The organism is Pseudomonas sp. 2995-3 (genome assembly GCF_002742565.1).
Lineage (GTDB): Bacteria > Pseudomonadota > Gammaproteobacteria > Pseudomonadales > Pseudomonadaceae > Aquipseudomonas > Aquipseudomonas edaphica.
This window is the reverse complement of the sequence record NZ_LJSB01000157.1, coordinates 658,927-672,976: the sequence shown is the minus strand read 5'-3', so window position 1 is coordinate 672,976 and position 14,050 is coordinate 658,927. Positions and strand designations below refer to the sequence as shown.

Here is a 14,050-nt window from a genome sequence, read left to right as displayed (position 1 = left end):
TTCTACAGGCGGACAAGCCATGAATCTGCAACTGGACAACCTGCGCAATGCCTACCTGAGCGGCGACACCACGCCCCGTGAAGTGCTGCTGCACCTGCGCGAAAAAGCCGCGCACTTGAACCCCGATTATCACCTGTTTATCCACTTGCTTACCGAAGCGGAGCTGGAGCCGTACCTGGCCGCATTGGACGCGCGCGAACCGGCTGAGTTGCCGTTATTCGGCGTACCGTTTGCGATCAAAGACAACATCGACTTGGCTGGCATTCCCACCACCGCCGCGTGCCCGGCGTTCGTCTATGTGCCGCAGCGCAACGCGAGCATTGTCGAGCAGTTGATCGCCTTGGGCGCGGTGCCAGTGGGCAAGACCAACCTCGACCAGTTCGCCACCGGGCTCAATGGCAGCCGCTCGCCGTATGGCGCGTGCCCCAACAGCGTATTGCCGGAATATCCGTCGGGCGGTTCCAGCGCCGGGTCGTCACTGGCCGTCGCGTTGGGTGTCGCGAGTTTTGCCCTGGGCACCGACACGGCCGGTTCCGGGCGGGTGCCGGCGGCGCTGAATAACCTGGTGGGGCTCAAGGCGAGCAAAGGCTTGATCTCCACAGCCGGCGTGGTGCCGGCGTGCCGCACGCTGGATTGCGTCACCACCTTTACCCGCACCGCGCGCGAGGCCAGCCAGTTACTGGCGCTGACTGCCAAACTCGATCCGTTGGATGCGTACAGCCGAGCGAACCCGGCGTGGAATGATGCATCGGCGTTTGGCGCACCCCGCGCGTTTCGTTTTGGCGTACCGCGCGAGCAGGACCTGGAGTACTTCGGCTGCGAGCAAGGCCCGCAGTTGTTTGCGCAGGCCATCGACCGCTTGATTGCACTGGGTGGCGAGCCGGTAACGCTGGACCTGTCGCCCTTCCTGGAAGCCGCGCGCCTGCTCTACGAAGGGCCGTGGGTGGCTGAACGCTACAGCGTGGCCGGTGAACTGATGGAGCAGAACCCCGAGGCCGTGCTGCCGGTGATTCGTGCGGTGCTGGCCAAAGCGCCAGCGGTAAACGGCGTACAGACCTTCCGTGCGCAGTACCGCCTGCAAGCCTTGAAAGCGCAGTGCGATGGCATGCTTGAAGGCCTCGACTGCGTACTGACGCCGACCATAGGCCGCCCGGTGACGCTGGAAGAACTGCGCGCCGAACCGGTGCTGCGCAACGCCGAGCTGGGCTACTACACCAACTTCATGAACCTGCTGGATTACGCCGCCGTCGCCGTGCCCAGCGGCTTTATGCACAACGGTTTGCCTTGGGGTGTGACGCTGTTTGGCCGAGCGTTCACCGACCAATACCTGTTGGGCGTGGCGGATGCGTTGCAGCGCCAGCACGATACGTCGCTGCCTGTGCCTGTCGGCAGCGCAGGTCATGACTTTACCCGGCTGGTGGTGTGCGGCGCGCACCTGCAGGGGCTGGCGCTTAACGGCCAATTAGTGCGGCGTGGCGCGCGCCTGCTGGAGCGCACCCACAGCTCGGCCGACTATCAGTTGTTCGCGCTGGCCGGTGGGCCACCCTGTCGCCCCGGCATGTTGCGGGTGAGTGAAGGCGGCGTGGCCATTGAGGTGGAAGTGTGGGAGCTGCCGAGCCGCGAATTGGGCTCCTTCCTCACCGGTATCCCCGCCCCCTTGGGCCTGGGCAAGGTGCAACTGGCCGACGGGCGTTGGGAAACCGGCTTCATCTGCGAGCCCTACGGCTTGACCGGCGCCGTGGACATCAGCCACTTCGGCGGCTGGCGCGGCTACCTGCGCAGCTTGCAATAGCGGGGCGGCGCTGTATCGTGCAGGGAACTGCGCGATACAGCCCGAACCGACATGACCACACCCACCCTTTGCCCTGCCTGCGGTGCCCGCAACGACTGCACCCTGGCCGACCCACGCACCGCCGACCAAGCCTGTTGGTGCTACAGCGTCACCATCGACCCGGCGGTACTCGAAGCGCTGCCCGATGAACTGCGCAATAAGGCCTGCCTGTGCCCACGCTGTGCGCAGGTGGATGCGCAGTTGCATGGGGCTGAACAGCCGTAATGCGCGTTGATCGTTTCCTCAGCAACCTGCCGCGTTTCAATCGCCAACAAGTGCGTGTGCTGCTGGTTGAGCGACGGGTGACAGTTGATGGCATGGCCGTCAGCGACCCACACCATGAAGTGCGAGCATTCAGCCGCGTCTGTGTCGATGATGAGGTACTGCAAGCCGGCAAACCGGCGCGTTATTTCATGCTGCACAAACCCCAAGGTTGCGTGAGCGCTACCGCCGACCCGGTGCACCCCACCGTGCTTGATTGGCTGGTTGAACCGGACAAGCACGAGCTGCACATCGCCGGTCGCCTGGATTTCAACACCACCGGGCTGATGCTGATCACCAACGACGGCCAATGGTCGCGGCGCCTGACCCAACCCCAGACCAAACTGCCCAAGGTTTACCTCGTGCATACCGAGCAGGACATTGGTCCTGAGTATGCAGCGACCTTTGCCGCGGGCCTGTATTTCGCCTTTGAAGATCTCACCACTCAACCCGCCGAGCTTGAGCTACTCGGCCCAAGGACCGCACGCCTGAGCATCATCGAAGGCCGTTATCACCAGGTGAAGCGCATGTTCGGGCACTTTGATAACAAGGTGATCTGCCTGCACCGTGAGCGTATGGGGCCTTTGGTGCTGGATGCCACCCTTGCGCCGGGCGAATATCGGGAACTGACCGACGAAGAAATCCGACAGGTCTGACGACCGTTCAGCCGGTGATGGCAAAAAACCAGCTTGGCGCCTTGCGAGCTGGCGCCTGTGCTGCTTGAATCAAGACGTCAGCCAAATTATGACTGGCGAGTCGCCCCATAACCTCCAAGAAACACCTTGCCCCGCCCGCGCTTGATCTATGGGCGTTCCAGGCAAACAGCCCGCCATAACAACACCCGTCGGCCAGCCGTTATCGGACCGACATGGGCCTCATCTTCCAGGCGTATGCCTACCTGTCATAAAGCTCGTGCAGAGTGATCTGCGCGCCCTACCCGCTTGCCAGGAGTCTTACGACATGAGGCCAGAAATCGCTGTGTTGGATATACAGGGTCAGTATCGGGTTTACACGGAGTTCTATCGCGCGGACGTTGCTGCAAAGACCATCATCCTGGTCAACGGCTCCATGGCCACCACGGCATCCTTCGCTCAAACCGTGAAAAGCCTGTACCCGCAATTCAATGTGGTTTTGTACGACCAGCCCTACGCTGGCCGCTCCAAAATCCATAACCGTCATGAGCACATGCTGACCAAGGAAGTCGAAGGCCAGATCCTGCTGGAACTCATCGAACACTTCGGCGCCGAACACGTGCTGTCGTTCTCCTGGGGCGGCGCCGCTGCCCTGGTCGCCCTGGCCCACCGCCCGCGCCGGGTGGAAAAGGCCGTGATCAGCTCGTTCTCGCCGGTGATCAACCCCCCCATGCGCGACTACCTCGAACGCGGTGTCGACTACCTCGGCAACCTCGACCGCCACGGCGTCGGCCACCTGGTCAACAGCACCATCGGCAAACACCTGCCGTCACTGTTCAAGCGCTTCAACTACAAGCACGTGAGCGGCCTGGCCGAGCATGAATACGGGCAGATGCACTTCCACATCAGCCACGTGCTCAACAGCGACCGGCTGTGCTACCTAAAAGCCGCCAGGCAGATCGACATTCCGGTGCTGTTTTTGAATGGCGAATGGGATGAATACACCAGCGCCGAGGATGCCAAGCTGTTTGGCCAGCACGTGGCCAACAGCAGCTTCAGCACCATCCAGGCGACCGGGCATTTTCTGGACATGGAGCACAAGGCGGCCTGCAGGGACAGCCGGGATGCGGTGGTGGGCTTTTTGAAACCAGAACGCCAGGTGAGTCGGTTGCGTTATCACCAGGGCCAGACGCAGCATGCGTTTGCTATCTGAAAGGCGGCTTATGTGGGAGCCGGGCTTGCCCGCGATGCAGGCGCCGCGGTGTGCCAGTCACACTCAGGTGATGCAATCGCAGGCAAGCCAGCTCCCACACAAGCTTGATGAACCCAACTTACACATTTTTCGAAGAAAAACTTCAAATCCCGGCGAACATCTGGTACAAAGTCAGCCGCTTTGAGCGGGTATAGTTTAGTGGCAAAACGAAAGCTTCCCAAGCTTTAGTTGAGGGTTCGATTCCCTCTACCCGCTCCACTCAGATTTTGGTCTTGCGTCAGGTTGGTTCTGGCGGGAGATGCACCAAAAAACCGGCCCTTGGTGGCCGGTTTTTTTATGTTCTAAATTTGGCTTCATGCGTGAGCGACCGGTTCCGATGCAGGGTATCTGGCTCCCCTTCCCCTTGGTATGTGCGGCCTGGGAAGGCAAGCCTGTTGCAGGGCGTGAAAAACCTACGCGGCGCGGTCCACGCGGTCTTGCGCCGCTTCTACCAGCATCAGCCCCAGTTCGATCATTTGCTGAATGGCCAAGGCCAGGTATCGATGTTGAGAAGGCAGGCTTTCGGCGAACTCGTTGGTCATGGCACCCGCGCCAGCAATGGTTTCGTAGGCGTTGGCGAGCAAGGCTTCGGTGTTGGCTTCAGGGCGAACGCTGAACAGGGTCGCGGTTGGGTTGCAGGAGTCAGTACACATCTGTTGATCCTCGGTAAGGACCACCTTCCAGAGCTACTAAACAATGGGTGGCGGCTGTATGCAGGTTAGTAGACCGGCGGATCAACGAAACCGGCGCACCCGAAAGTGCCCTGCGTACAGCCACCATTGAGGACAGACATCGAGATGCCTGACTGATAGGACAGCCATACGCCGTTGATCAAATCGGGCTACTAAACCCGACCGCTGATGGGCAGCGGCAAACGAACCTTAAAGCGCTCGTCCAAGGCGTACAACTCAGACGATTCTGAGTGTTGTGTAGGCAATAACGCAACATTCGGGACCGCTGTACCGTTCTCTTTCAGACTGTAAATTCTGGCAATAGGAAAACCCTGAAGAACGTTTGAAACCGGCACGCCCTCGCATCACTCTCCCCAGCCTTCGACACTGACGTGTCTCTTGCCAACCCGTATCCAAGTAGATACAGTGAGATTCTGTGAGGCCCCGTGCGTTATTCGATCCAGCAAACCCAAGCCTTCACTCAATGGTGCTCGGCAATTCGCGATCTGCGAGCAAAAATCACCATTGCTCGACGTATCGAGCGAGCCAGTGTGGGCAATCTGGGGGATTTCAAGATGCTGGGCGGCGGTATTTCAGAGATGCGGATAGACGTGGGTGCGGGTTATCGCGTTTATTTCACCTTGCGCGGCAGGGAGGTCGTCATCTTGCTGGCAGGTGGCGACAAGTCCTCACAAGAAGCCGATATCCGGCGAGCAAAAAAATTAGCAAAGGAGGTTTGATCATGACTCAAACACTGACGACATTTGATATGGCCGAGCTGCTCGACAGTGATGAGGCCATCAGCGAATACCTTTCTCAGGTGCTGGCAGACGGTGACAACGAAGAGTTCCTTCGCGCCGTAGGCTACGTAGCCAAAGCCCGTGGCATGACAAAGATCGCCACGGATGCGGGCGTAGGGCGCGAGAGCTTGTACAAGGCATTTGCCCCGGGCGCAAAACCGCGTTTTGAAACGGTTCTGAAGGTGCTGCACTCACTTGGCATTGATCTGTTGGCTCGGCCTGGACACTCCTGCAATCACTCGATTGCCTGAGGCACACACCCCCGCTGCACCACCCACGCCAAGGGCAACGTCACCAACAACATGCCCGCCAATACCATCACCGCCACCGGCACGCCCAGTGCATCGCCCACACCACCAAACAGAAACGGCGCCAGCGCGCCGCCGCCGATCGTACCGGTGTAGAACACAGCAAACGCCTGCTCGCGTTTTCCCGCCGCTGCCAGGTCCGGCACGGCGCCGTACAGCACTGAGGAGGTGCCATTGAGCACCAACCCTAGCAGTGGCAGCATCACCATCAGTCCATGCAGCGGCAGGTACACGGCGGTAATGATCAGCAGCGCCGTGCTGGTTTCCGTCAGCCATACGGTTTTCATCATGCCGATGCGGGCACCGAGGTAGCCGCAGAGCAATTTGCCGAACGCGCCACCGATAAACAGCAGCGTCAACGCCAGGCCGATGCCGGCAGTTCCCGCGCCTTTGGCTTGCAGCAGAAACGGCAGGAAGGTGAGAAAGCCCATGCGCACGGCGCTGTCGAGCGTGCCGGTAAGCATCAGGGCGCGCAGGCCGGTAATGGAACCGGTTCCGCTGAGGGGTTTGGCTTTTTTTACAGAAGCGGTTTCGGACATTTGCCCAGGCACTAACCACCACAACAACCCCGCCGCCGCCACGCCGAGCAAGCCCAACAGTGTGGCACTGGCGCGCCAACTGATGACGGTGAGCAGCAAGCCGACCAACCCCGGGATCAGGGTTTTGCCGATATCGCCGGAAAAGTTGTATTGGGACAAGGCTTGCTTGACCCCGCCGCCGTCCTCATAAGCATCAGTAATCATCGAAGAGGCTAATGGGTGTTGGGTGCTGGCGCCCAAACCGCCTAACAGCAACGCCAATAGCAGCATGATCAGCCCAGTGGCCTGCCCCACCAACAAATAAGCGACGCCAGCAAGCGCCGTGCCGCCCACCAGCATCGGCATGCGCCCCCATCGTCGGGCGGCGCGGCTGGCCATCAGCTGAAACACGGCCATCATCCCGGAATAGGCACCGCGCAACAGCCCGATCTGCGCGTAGGAAAGAGCGAACTGTGCCTGCCAGATCGGCAGCAACACGTAGATCACATCCGTGAGGCCATCGTGTACGGCATGGGCGCCGCACCCGGCGATCAGCGAGCGGCGGCGGTTTGAGGTTTCGCGGGCAGGCACAGCGCTGGTGTCGGTCATGATGCTTGGATCAACTCAGGTTTAAGGGGCTTCCAGCCCGTCAGGGCGATCAGCAACGTCAGCAGTTGAAAGCCGATAATCAGCGCTACACACCCAGCCCAGCCCCAGCGCTCCCACATCAAGGCGGGGACGATGGCACCACAACTGCCGCCCAGGTAATAACAGGTGAGGTAAACTCCCACGGCGCCTGCCTTGTTGGCCTGCGCGGTGGCACTGATGAACGCGTTGGCGGCGGCCTGGGCGAGAAAGACACCGGTCGAACTGAGCGCCAGGCCCGCCACGATGCACCCCAGCGACGGCGCCAGGGTCAGTGCCGAGCCACTGATACCCAGCACGGCAGCCACAGCCAGCAGCTCGGCGTGGGGCCGCGCTTTGCTGAGGCGGCCGGCGATAGGGATCACGATCAAGGCCAGCAGAAACACCATGTACAGCGTGCCCAAGGCCGCAGGCCCGAGGTTGAAAGGCGGTAGGCCAAGGTAGAGTCCCGCGTAGGTAAATGCCGCAACCTGGGAGAACAACACACAAAACCCTACGGCGTAGGCAGCTACCAATGGCTTGCGAAAAACGCCTGACGAAGCAGCCTTGACCGGTGCGACTCGCGGCGGGTTATCGGGCAGCAAAAACTGAATGAACCCACCGACCATCAGACTCAATACGGCCAACAATTCAAAGGCCTCGCGCCAGCCGACATATTCGGTCATCACGCCGGTGACGAAGCGCCCGGCGAACCCGCCCAGTACGGTGCCCGCCACATAGAGGCTGGTGACTTCGGTCACCGTGACGCCGTGCCAGCGGTCGCCGATGTAAGCCACGCTGGTGGCAAACACCACCGGGATCAACATGCCTTCCACAAAGCGCCACACCAACACTTCGACAAAGCTGCCGGCGTAGGCGGTCATCAGCGCGGGCACGGCCAGTAACAGCGCGGTCACAGCGATGACCGTACGCTGCTGGAAACGCCCGGTCAGCCGGCCGACAAATGGCGCGGTCACTGCCACCGCCAGGGTGGTGACCGTGATACTCCAGCCCGCCGCCCTGGCGCTGATATGAAACTGCTCGGCGAACGTGGTCAGGATGCTCTGGGTGGCATACAGGTTTAGAAACGCCGCGCAGCCACACAGGAACAGGGCAAGACGGGCACAATGCAGGCGCGGTTTCATGAAACCTCTCGTTTTATTTTGTGAGGTCTTTATAGAATGGCCAGCGGGTCTTAAACCAATACCGAATTCGAACCGATCAATACCCAGGGATCAGGATGCTCGACCTACGCAAGCTGCGTTACTTTCTGACGGTCGCCGAAGAACTGCACTTCGGTCGCGCAGCCCTTCGCCTGCACCTGGCCCAGCCGCCGTTGACCCGGCAGATCTCGGCGCTGGAAACGGAGTTGGGCTTCAAGTTGTTTGATCGCACCAGCCGCACGGTTTCCCTCACCGCCCAGGGCCGTTCGTTCTTGCCCTATGCGCGTAGCGTGTTGGAACAGGTGGAGCTGGCACAGGTAATCGCCGGTAAATTGGCCGCCGGGACCGCCGGGCAACTGACCTTGGGTTACGTCAGTTCGATCGCGCTGTCGGACCTGTTCAGCCAGGCGATCCAGGCCTTCGCCCAGGGTTTTCCCGATGTGCAGTTGACCTTGGTGGAGTGCGCTTCCGGCAGCCTGGGCGCACAGGTGGCAGATGGGCGCCTGGATGTCGGCCTGAGTCGTCTGCTGCCGCAAAGCCAGGCCGTGCGAGCGCTGTCGCTGGGTGAGGAGCGCTTGTGGGCGGCGGTTTCCAGTGAAAGTCCGTTAGCCGGCCAAACGCAGGTGAGCCTGGCGCAGCTCAGTGCTTACCCGCTGATTCTGTTTCCGCCCGATTACGGGTCGGGGTTGAACCAGTCGATCGAGCAGTTGTACCGACACCACGGCGTGCCCCTGCGTGCGGGGCCGACCGGGCGGCAGATCACTTCGATCATTGCGTTGGTGGCCGCCGGGCAAGGCGTGGCATTGGTGCCCGAATGCACGCAGAGCTTGATGAACAAGGGTGTCACCTATAAGCCCATGGTCGAGGTGGATGCCTGTGCGCAGCTGTTGGTGCTGACGCCTGCGGCCAGAAAAAGCCTGTTGGCTGACGCATTTCTCGCCGTTCTCGCCCATGTCTTAAACAACGAGTAACACTTCGAAAATCCCCGCAATACCTCTCTAAGACGCCGTTTTCAAAGGCTCATACACTTCATTCAGCACTTACCGAAACGCCGGTCGTCAGCCGTCGGTAGGTAGAGTGTTGATAATTTATTTTCAGTGGTTATAGTCACCACCAACACACACCACAAGGAGGTGCTGTGGATAGCCGATATTTGATAGGTCACATTGTTGCGGATGGCTGGTACCTGGTACGCACCCGAGGCAGTCACCACCACTTCAAACACCCGACCAAACCGGGGCTGGTGACGATTCCTCATCCAAAGAAAGACCTGTTGGACAAGACCGCCAAGAGTATTTTGAAACAGGCGCTGCTGAGCTGAGCGCCCCTGGAGAGCAATAGACATGCTTTACCCCATCGCAATTTCAACCGGTGACGAGGACCACGCCTGGGGTGTGGAAGTGCCGGATATTCCTGGCTGCTACTCCGCCGGCGACGACCTGGACGACGCCATGGCCATGGCCCGCGAAGCGATCGAAGGGCACTTTGAAATCCTTGCAGAGGATGGCGCGCCGATTCCCACCGCTCAAAAAGTCACCCTGCACGCGGCCAACCCGGAATATGCCGGCTGCATTTGGGCCGTGGTTGATATTGATGTCACTAAATATCTGGGCAAAGCGCAGAAGCTCAATATCACCCTGCCGGGTTACCTGCTGAATCGAATTGATGAATACGTGTTGCATCATCCTGAAGAAAAAAGCCGTTCCGGCTTTCTGGCATCGGCAGCACTAAAGGTTCTGCAGCAGGAACATTGACTTAAGTAAATTCCTAAAGCGACGAAGACGACCTTCGTTAAAAATGCGCACATATCTTACCCATGAGCAGAGCCAATGCGCGTGCCTGTACAAAAAACTGAGAGCCAAGTCGTTAGAAAGGTGGTGGGGCTGGTATTGATCATTCCACTGCTGTTACCGCTGACGCCAATCCCTTTCGGCCTGAGGAGCCTGGCGTCGATAGCGGCTCTGGCGGGATCCATCTATGGCGTCTGGTATTCAAGGCAGAACGCCAGCCGAGGCATCACACTCTGCGCAACCGCACTTGCGCTACTTAACCTCGGTTCATGGGTAGCACTGTCGACGCCCTCGATCGTCTGGTTCATCTATTTCGTCGCTTGGGCCTATGGTTCCGGTAACTGGATTCACTGGAGCATTTAGTCCCAGTAGAATTTGACCGCAAGAAACTGGGTTTCCCAACCGCCCACAAGGTGGATAGTGGCCCCCTACATCTTCAAGGAGCCCGCTCATGCCCTACCAATACAAGCTCATGCCTTCCCCCGTCGGCCAGCTCACCCTGGTGGCGCGCAACGGCAAACTCAGCGCCATCCTGTGGGAAAAAGAACGCGCCAATCGCGTGCGTCTGGGCGAGTTGCATCTAGCCGACGACAGCCCGGTGTTATTGGAAGCCGAGCGCCAGCTACGGGAATACTTTACCGGCACCCGCAATCAGTTCGATCTGGCGTTGGACTTCGACGGCACCGATTTCCAAAAACAAGTCTGGCAGGCACTGCTGACCATCCCCTTCGGCGAAACCCGCAGCTACAGCCAGATTGCCCAGCAGATCGGCAACCCCAAGGCCGTGCGCGCGGTAGGCGCAGCCAATGGCCGCAACCCCATCTCGATCGTCGCGCCCTGCCACCGGGTGATCGGTGCTTCGGGCGGGCTGACCGGGTTTGCCGGTGGGCTTGAGGCCAAGCAGTATTTGCTGGCGCTTGAGGATCGCGGCCAGGCAAAGCTGGCCCTCTGATTACGCGCCTGCAAGGGCGTCACGGGTAAAGGCCTGGCACTCGTACAAAGGTTCGAAACCTAGTTGCCGGTACAGCGCGAAGGCACCCTGCGAGGCTTCTAGAAAGCATCGCAGGGCCCCGAGGCTCGACGCGTGCAGCAGAGCGGCATGGATCAATCGAGTGGCGTACCCTCTGCCACGCAAGCCCATGAGTGTGCCGATATCGCTAAGCCGGGCCTCGCCATCACACAGGGACAGCACCAGCGAAGACCTTACCTGCCCCTCATCGGACAAGGTGAAGTGATAAAGCGCCTCACCCGCGTCCAGGGCCCGCTGGTGGCGGACCTGATAACGCGCAACCTCCTCGGGCAGCCTCATGAACGCACTGCCAAAGGGCTCAGCCCAATCGTTCATGTTCCGCGTGAGCTGGACCTGCACACCGCTCTCGCCCACCCATGGCGCCAGGCACGCCAGGTCACCCACCATCGCGGTGGTCTTTTCGACCGGCTTAAAGCCGTGTGCCAAAAACACCTCACCCAACGCTTCGACCTGTTCCTCATGGATCACCACGCGTATTGCCTGCGTGGTACGCCGGATAAGCTCCAGCGGTGCGGCCAAAGCGTTATCCAGCAAAGTGCTGCCAACCCGGATAAACAACAAATTGAACGGGCTGAAATACTCATCCGTGAAGTAAGCATTGATGCCGCCGCTGTATCGACGATGCGTTGGGCACACCGCGGCAAAAAAATGCTCTTCGGTTTTACCGTAGAGCGTGGGCAAATCGCAGGCGGCGTTAGCGTGCATGGGAGAACATCCGGATAAAAAAACCAGTCTTGCTCCCGCCATTCAAAGGCGCAGTAGGCCAATTCCTAAGATAGCCGGAGGAAAAAGCACGACATTGTTCTAACCCTAAAATGTAAAAAGAAATTTCGAAGCGGGCCTGCGGTCCATAATTTCATCACCCTCCGGTCAAGGAAAAACGGTCATGAAATTCTCTGCAGTCTCCCAATCTCTGTCCCGCTGGGCAGGCAGTGCCCGCACGTTCTACGTGGCTGTCGCACTGATTTTCCTGTGGAGCCTCAGCGGGCCATATTTCCACTACAACGACACCTGGCAACTGATCATCAACACCTCGACCACGATCATCACCTTCCTGATGGTGTTCCTGATCCAGAACACGCAAAACCGCGACAACGACATCCTGCATATCAAGATCGACGAGTTGCTGCGCGTCTCCAAGGATGCGCAAAACGCCGTGCTGAGCCTCGATGGCCTGGACCGTAAGGAACTGGAAAAACTGCGCAGCGAATACCGCAGCATCGGCGCCGCAGGCAATGTCAGCCTCAACAGCAGTTGCGGCGAAGTAGTCGACGATGCGGTGACCAACAAAACCGATCTGAACCAGGCATAAAAAAACGGCGGCTGGAGAAAATCCAACCGCCGTTTTCTATCTCAAGTGACGGACTCAACCGTCGCCTTGATGACCTTTGCCATAGGTCGACGCCAAGGCACGGGCCTTTTGCAGGCGCTCCTCCAACTTGGGCAGCGTTTCATCCACCAGCGCTTTGATTTCCGGCACATCCGACGCCGCACCTTCCTGTTTGAACAGGGCAATGGCGTCTTCGTTTTCCTTGACCTGTTGCGCGGTGTAGGCCGCGTCGAAGGAGTCGCCGTCCTTGAGTTCGGGCATCAAGGTTTCGGCTTTATCGACGATCTTCTCGCGCGGGGCCACCGGCAAGTCGAGTTTCTTGGCGATGGCTGCCAGGTGCTGGTTAGCCTGGGTGCGTTCGTTGATCACCTCGATGGTGTAGTCCTTGATTTCCTGGGACGAGGTTCTGGCGTGGGCCATGCGACTGGTTTCGATATCAGCCATCCCTTTGGCCGAAGCCTGCTCGATGAATTCAGCAGGCGACTGGGCGAAAGCATTGCTGGCGCCGAGGCCCAGCAGCATCGCGAAACTGGCGGTGCGTAACCGGATAGCCATGCGGCTCATGATGGGTTCCTCCAGGTCAAAAATAGGTGCGGGAACAGACGCCCCGCCCTGAATTCGAATTTTCAGGGCGGCAAAGGTTTAGAAAAAACTCGCCAGTGCGACGAACGGTCGTCGCTATATCAGGCCGGTTTGCTGCCAAACAGGCCCGGCAACGCATGCGCCAGGGCATTGATGGCGAAGCCGATAAACATCACGCCACAGAGTTTGGTGATAAGGATTTCATGGCGCTGATACACGGTGCGCACACGTTGGGCGCCGACCACGCCGATCAGAATGGCATAGGCCAGCAGGCCACCGATAAAGCTCAGGAAGATCAACGACGGCAGCATCGCCCACGTCAGCAACTCGGCACGGCTGGACAACAACGCGGTGAAGGTCGCCACGGCCACCGGGTAAGCCTTGGGGTTGGTGAGACCGAACACAATGCCGTGCCAGAACGGGTGCCGCGCCGCGCCCTGAGGTGCATCGCTGCTGCGCCGCTGGGTACGGATCGCACGCCAGCCGAGCCAGAACAGGTATAAACCGCTGAGCACGCCCAGTGCATCAAAGGCTGTGCTGCCCACTTCCCGCGCGCCCACGATGGCAATCAGCGCCGTGCTGCACCACACCACGTCACCCAGCAAATGCCCACACAAAAAACCCGCCCCGGCACGGCGACCACGGGCAGCGCCGATACCGAATACGGCGAGCACGCCCGGACCGGGCGTAATGCCATAGATAAAACCCGAAGCAAGCACGGCGAACAGCAGGGATAGGGTCATGGGCGCGACTCTGATAGACGGTGATGAGGTGGATCGATTCTGCACGTTCCGCCGCTACGGGTAAAACTTCATTCCTGCATAAGGCTTGGCGCGACAGGCCTGCAAACGTGAGGCCAGATCGCCGACGTGGGCTTCGAGCTTGTGGCCATCGGGGTCGAGAAAGTAGAACGACGCGCCTTCACTGCGGTTGTCGCGCCATTCCCGCACCTGCGCAGCGCGCAGGCGCGCCACCAGCGCCGCAAAATCACCGGTATCGGCGGTAAACGCGTAGTGCGTGTATTCAGCCGCAGGCTCTGGCGAGCGCAATGGGTCGAGGGACAAGCACAGCCATAAACCGGGTAGGGACAAATAGGCGCCGCCGTCCCAGGTCGCATCGAGCCGAAGTTGCAACAATTGATGGTAGAAGCCGATGCTGCGGTTCAGGTCGGTGACGGCAAGGGTCAGGTGGTTAAGGCCGCAGAGCATGGAATGTCCTTTTATCTATTCACCCAGTGACGAACGGGGCAAACCGTTTT

The 14,050-nt window shown here is 59.7% G+C and carries 19 protein-coding genes and 1 tRNA gene; 13 read left to right on the top strand and 7 right to left on the bottom strand.

Annotated features, from left to right (window positions below; genetic code table 11):
• The first annotated feature begins 19 nt into the window (after window positions 1-19).
• The 5 genes from atzF (at window position 20) to AOA62_RS10745 (ending at window position 4,195) form a co-directional block, all read left to right on the top strand.
• Window positions 20-1,792 carry an allophanate hydrolase gene (atzF, locus tag AOA62_RS10765; RefSeq protein ID WP_099548627.1) on the top strand — a complete coding sequence of 591 codons (1,773 nt, stop codon included), beginning with the start codon at window positions 20-22 and terminating at the stop codon, window positions 1,790-1,792.
• Between the two features lie 51 nt (window positions 1,793-1,843).
• Window positions 1,844-2,056 carry a cysteine-rich CWC family protein gene (locus AOA62_RS10760; protein ID WP_099548626.1) on the top strand — a complete coding sequence of 71 codons (213 nt, stop codon included), beginning with the start codon at window positions 1,844-1,846 and terminating at the stop codon, window positions 2,054-2,056.
• A complete protein-coding gene (locus AOA62_RS10755; RefSeq protein WP_099548625.1) occupies window positions 2,056-2,748 on the top strand; it encodes a 16S rRNA pseudouridine(516) synthase in 693 nt (230 codons plus the stop codon). Before AOA62_RS10760 ends, AOA62_RS10755 begins: the two co-directional genes overlap by 1 nt.
• Before the next feature lie 304 nt (window positions 2,749-3,052).
• Window positions 3,053-3,937: an alpha/beta fold hydrolase gene (locus AOA62_RS10750; protein ID WP_099548624.1), complete on the top strand. Its 885-nt coding sequence runs from the start codon at window positions 3,053-3,055 to the stop codon at window positions 3,935-3,937.
• 184 nt (window positions 3,938-4,121) lie between these two features.
• A tRNA-Gly gene (locus AOA62_RS10745) sits at window positions 4,122-4,195 on the top strand.
• 194 nt (window positions 4,196-4,389) lie between these two features.
• Here AOA62_RS10745 and AOA62_RS10740 read toward each other — a convergent pair.
• Window positions 4,390-4,629, bottom strand: coding sequence for a DUF6124 family protein (locus AOA62_RS10740; protein WP_017137302.1), 240 nt, complete (start codon window positions 4,627-4,629; stop codon window positions 4,390-4,392).
• 464 nt (window positions 4,630-5,093) lie between these two features.
• Between AOA62_RS10740 and AOA62_RS10735 the strand changes: the two genes are divergently transcribed.
• Together AOA62_RS10735 and AOA62_RS10730 are read left to right on the top strand one after the other, a co-directional pair.
• Window positions 5,094-5,387 (top strand): type II toxin-antitoxin system RelE/ParE family toxin, encoded by a 294-nt coding sequence (locus AOA62_RS10735; RefSeq protein WP_099548623.1) that lies wholly within the window; start codon window positions 5,094-5,096, stop codon window positions 5,385-5,387.
• Between the two features lie 2 nt (window positions 5,388-5,389).
• Window positions 5,390-5,698 (top strand): addiction module antidote protein, encoded by a 309-nt coding sequence (locus AOA62_RS10730; protein WP_058419536.1) that lies wholly within the window; start codon window positions 5,390-5,392, stop codon window positions 5,696-5,698.
• Here the strand turns inward: AOA62_RS10730 and AOA62_RS10725 are convergent.
• Both AOA62_RS10725 and AOA62_RS10720 read right to left on the bottom strand, forming a co-directional pair.
• Complete coding sequence (locus tag AOA62_RS10725; protein ID WP_099548622.1) at window positions 5,683-6,882, bottom strand: MFS transporter; 1,200 nt, start codon at window positions 6,880-6,882, stop codon at window positions 5,683-5,685. The two genes, AOA62_RS10730 and AOA62_RS10725, sit on opposite strands and share 16 nt — an antisense overlap.
• Entirely contained in the window at window positions 6,879-8,042 is a 1,164-nt protein-coding gene (locus AOA62_RS10720; RefSeq protein ID WP_099548621.1) for an MFS transporter, read from the bottom strand. The genes AOA62_RS10725 and AOA62_RS10720 overlap by 4 nt, the downstream gene beginning before the upstream one ends.
• Before the next feature lie 95 nt (window positions 8,043-8,137).
• Here AOA62_RS10720 and AOA62_RS10715 point away from each other — a divergent pair, with 95 nt between their 5' ends.
• The 5 genes from AOA62_RS10715 to AOA62_RS10695 all read left to right on the top strand — a co-directional run bounded on the left by AOA62_RS10715 (window position 8,138) and on the right by AOA62_RS10695 (window position 10,802).
• The gene (locus AOA62_RS10715; RefSeq protein ID WP_099548620.1) at window positions 8,138-9,031 is read left to right on the top strand and encodes a LysR family transcriptional regulator; all 894 of its coding nucleotides are present in this window, start codon (window positions 8,138-8,140) and stop codon (window positions 9,029-9,031) included.
• Window positions 9,032-9,198: 167 nt separating this feature from the next.
• Window positions 9,199-9,381, top strand: coding sequence for a type II toxin-antitoxin system HicA family toxin (locus AOA62_RS10710; protein ID WP_017736377.1), 183 nt, complete (start codon window positions 9,199-9,201; stop codon window positions 9,379-9,381).
• Window positions 9,382-9,403: 22 nt separating this feature from the next.
• A complete protein-coding gene (locus AOA62_RS10705; RefSeq protein WP_017137295.1) occupies window positions 9,404-9,814 on the top strand; it encodes a type II toxin-antitoxin system HicB family antitoxin in 411 nt (136 codons plus the stop codon).
• Window positions 9,815-9,889: 75 nt separating this feature from the next.
• Complete coding sequence (locus AOA62_RS10700) at window positions 9,890-10,213, top strand: hypothetical protein (protein ID WP_017137294.1); 324 nt, start codon at window positions 9,890-9,892, stop codon at window positions 10,211-10,213.
• Window positions 10,214-10,301: 88 nt separating this feature from the next.
• On the top strand, window positions 10,302-10,802 hold the full coding sequence (locus AOA62_RS10695; protein ID WP_017137293.1) for a methylated-DNA--[protein]-cysteine S-methyltransferase: 501 nt from the start codon (window positions 10,302-10,304) through the stop codon (window positions 10,800-10,802).
• On the opposite strand, the gene AOA62_RS10690 is transcribed toward AOA62_RS10695, so the two are convergent.
• Window positions 10,803-11,585 carry a GNAT family N-acetyltransferase gene (locus AOA62_RS10690; protein ID WP_099548619.1) on the bottom strand — a complete coding sequence of 261 codons (783 nt, stop codon included), beginning with the start codon at window positions 11,583-11,585 and terminating at the stop codon, window positions 10,803-10,805.
• Window positions 11,586-11,766: 181 nt separating this feature from the next.
• Between AOA62_RS10690 and AOA62_RS10685 the strand changes: the two genes are divergently transcribed.
• Window positions 11,767-12,192 carry a low affinity iron permease family protein gene (locus AOA62_RS10685; RefSeq protein WP_017137291.1) on the top strand — a complete coding sequence of 142 codons (426 nt, stop codon included), beginning with the start codon at window positions 11,767-11,769 and terminating at the stop codon, window positions 12,190-12,192.
• Window positions 12,193-12,246: 54 nt separating this feature from the next.
• Here the strand turns inward: AOA62_RS10685 and AOA62_RS10680 are convergent, their stop codons facing one another.
• The 3 genes from AOA62_RS10680 to fos form a co-directional block, all read right to left on the bottom strand.
• Complete coding sequence (locus AOA62_RS10680) at window positions 12,247-12,774, bottom strand: DUF4142 domain-containing protein (protein WP_017137290.1); 528 nt, start codon at window positions 12,772-12,774, stop codon at window positions 12,247-12,249.
• A gap of 119 nt (window positions 12,775-12,893) precedes the next feature.
• Window positions 12,894-13,535, bottom strand: a complete 642-nt coding sequence (locus tag AOA62_RS10675) for a LysE family translocator (RefSeq protein ID WP_017137289.1) — start codon at window positions 13,533-13,535, stop codon at window positions 12,894-12,896.
• A gap of 54 nt (window positions 13,536-13,589) precedes the next feature.
• Complete coding sequence (fos, locus tag AOA62_RS10670) at window positions 13,590-14,000, bottom strand: fosfomycin resistance glutathione transferase (RefSeq protein WP_017137288.1); 411 nt, start codon at window positions 13,998-14,000, stop codon at window positions 13,590-13,592.
• Between the last annotated feature and the right edge of the window lie 50 nt (window positions 14,001-14,050).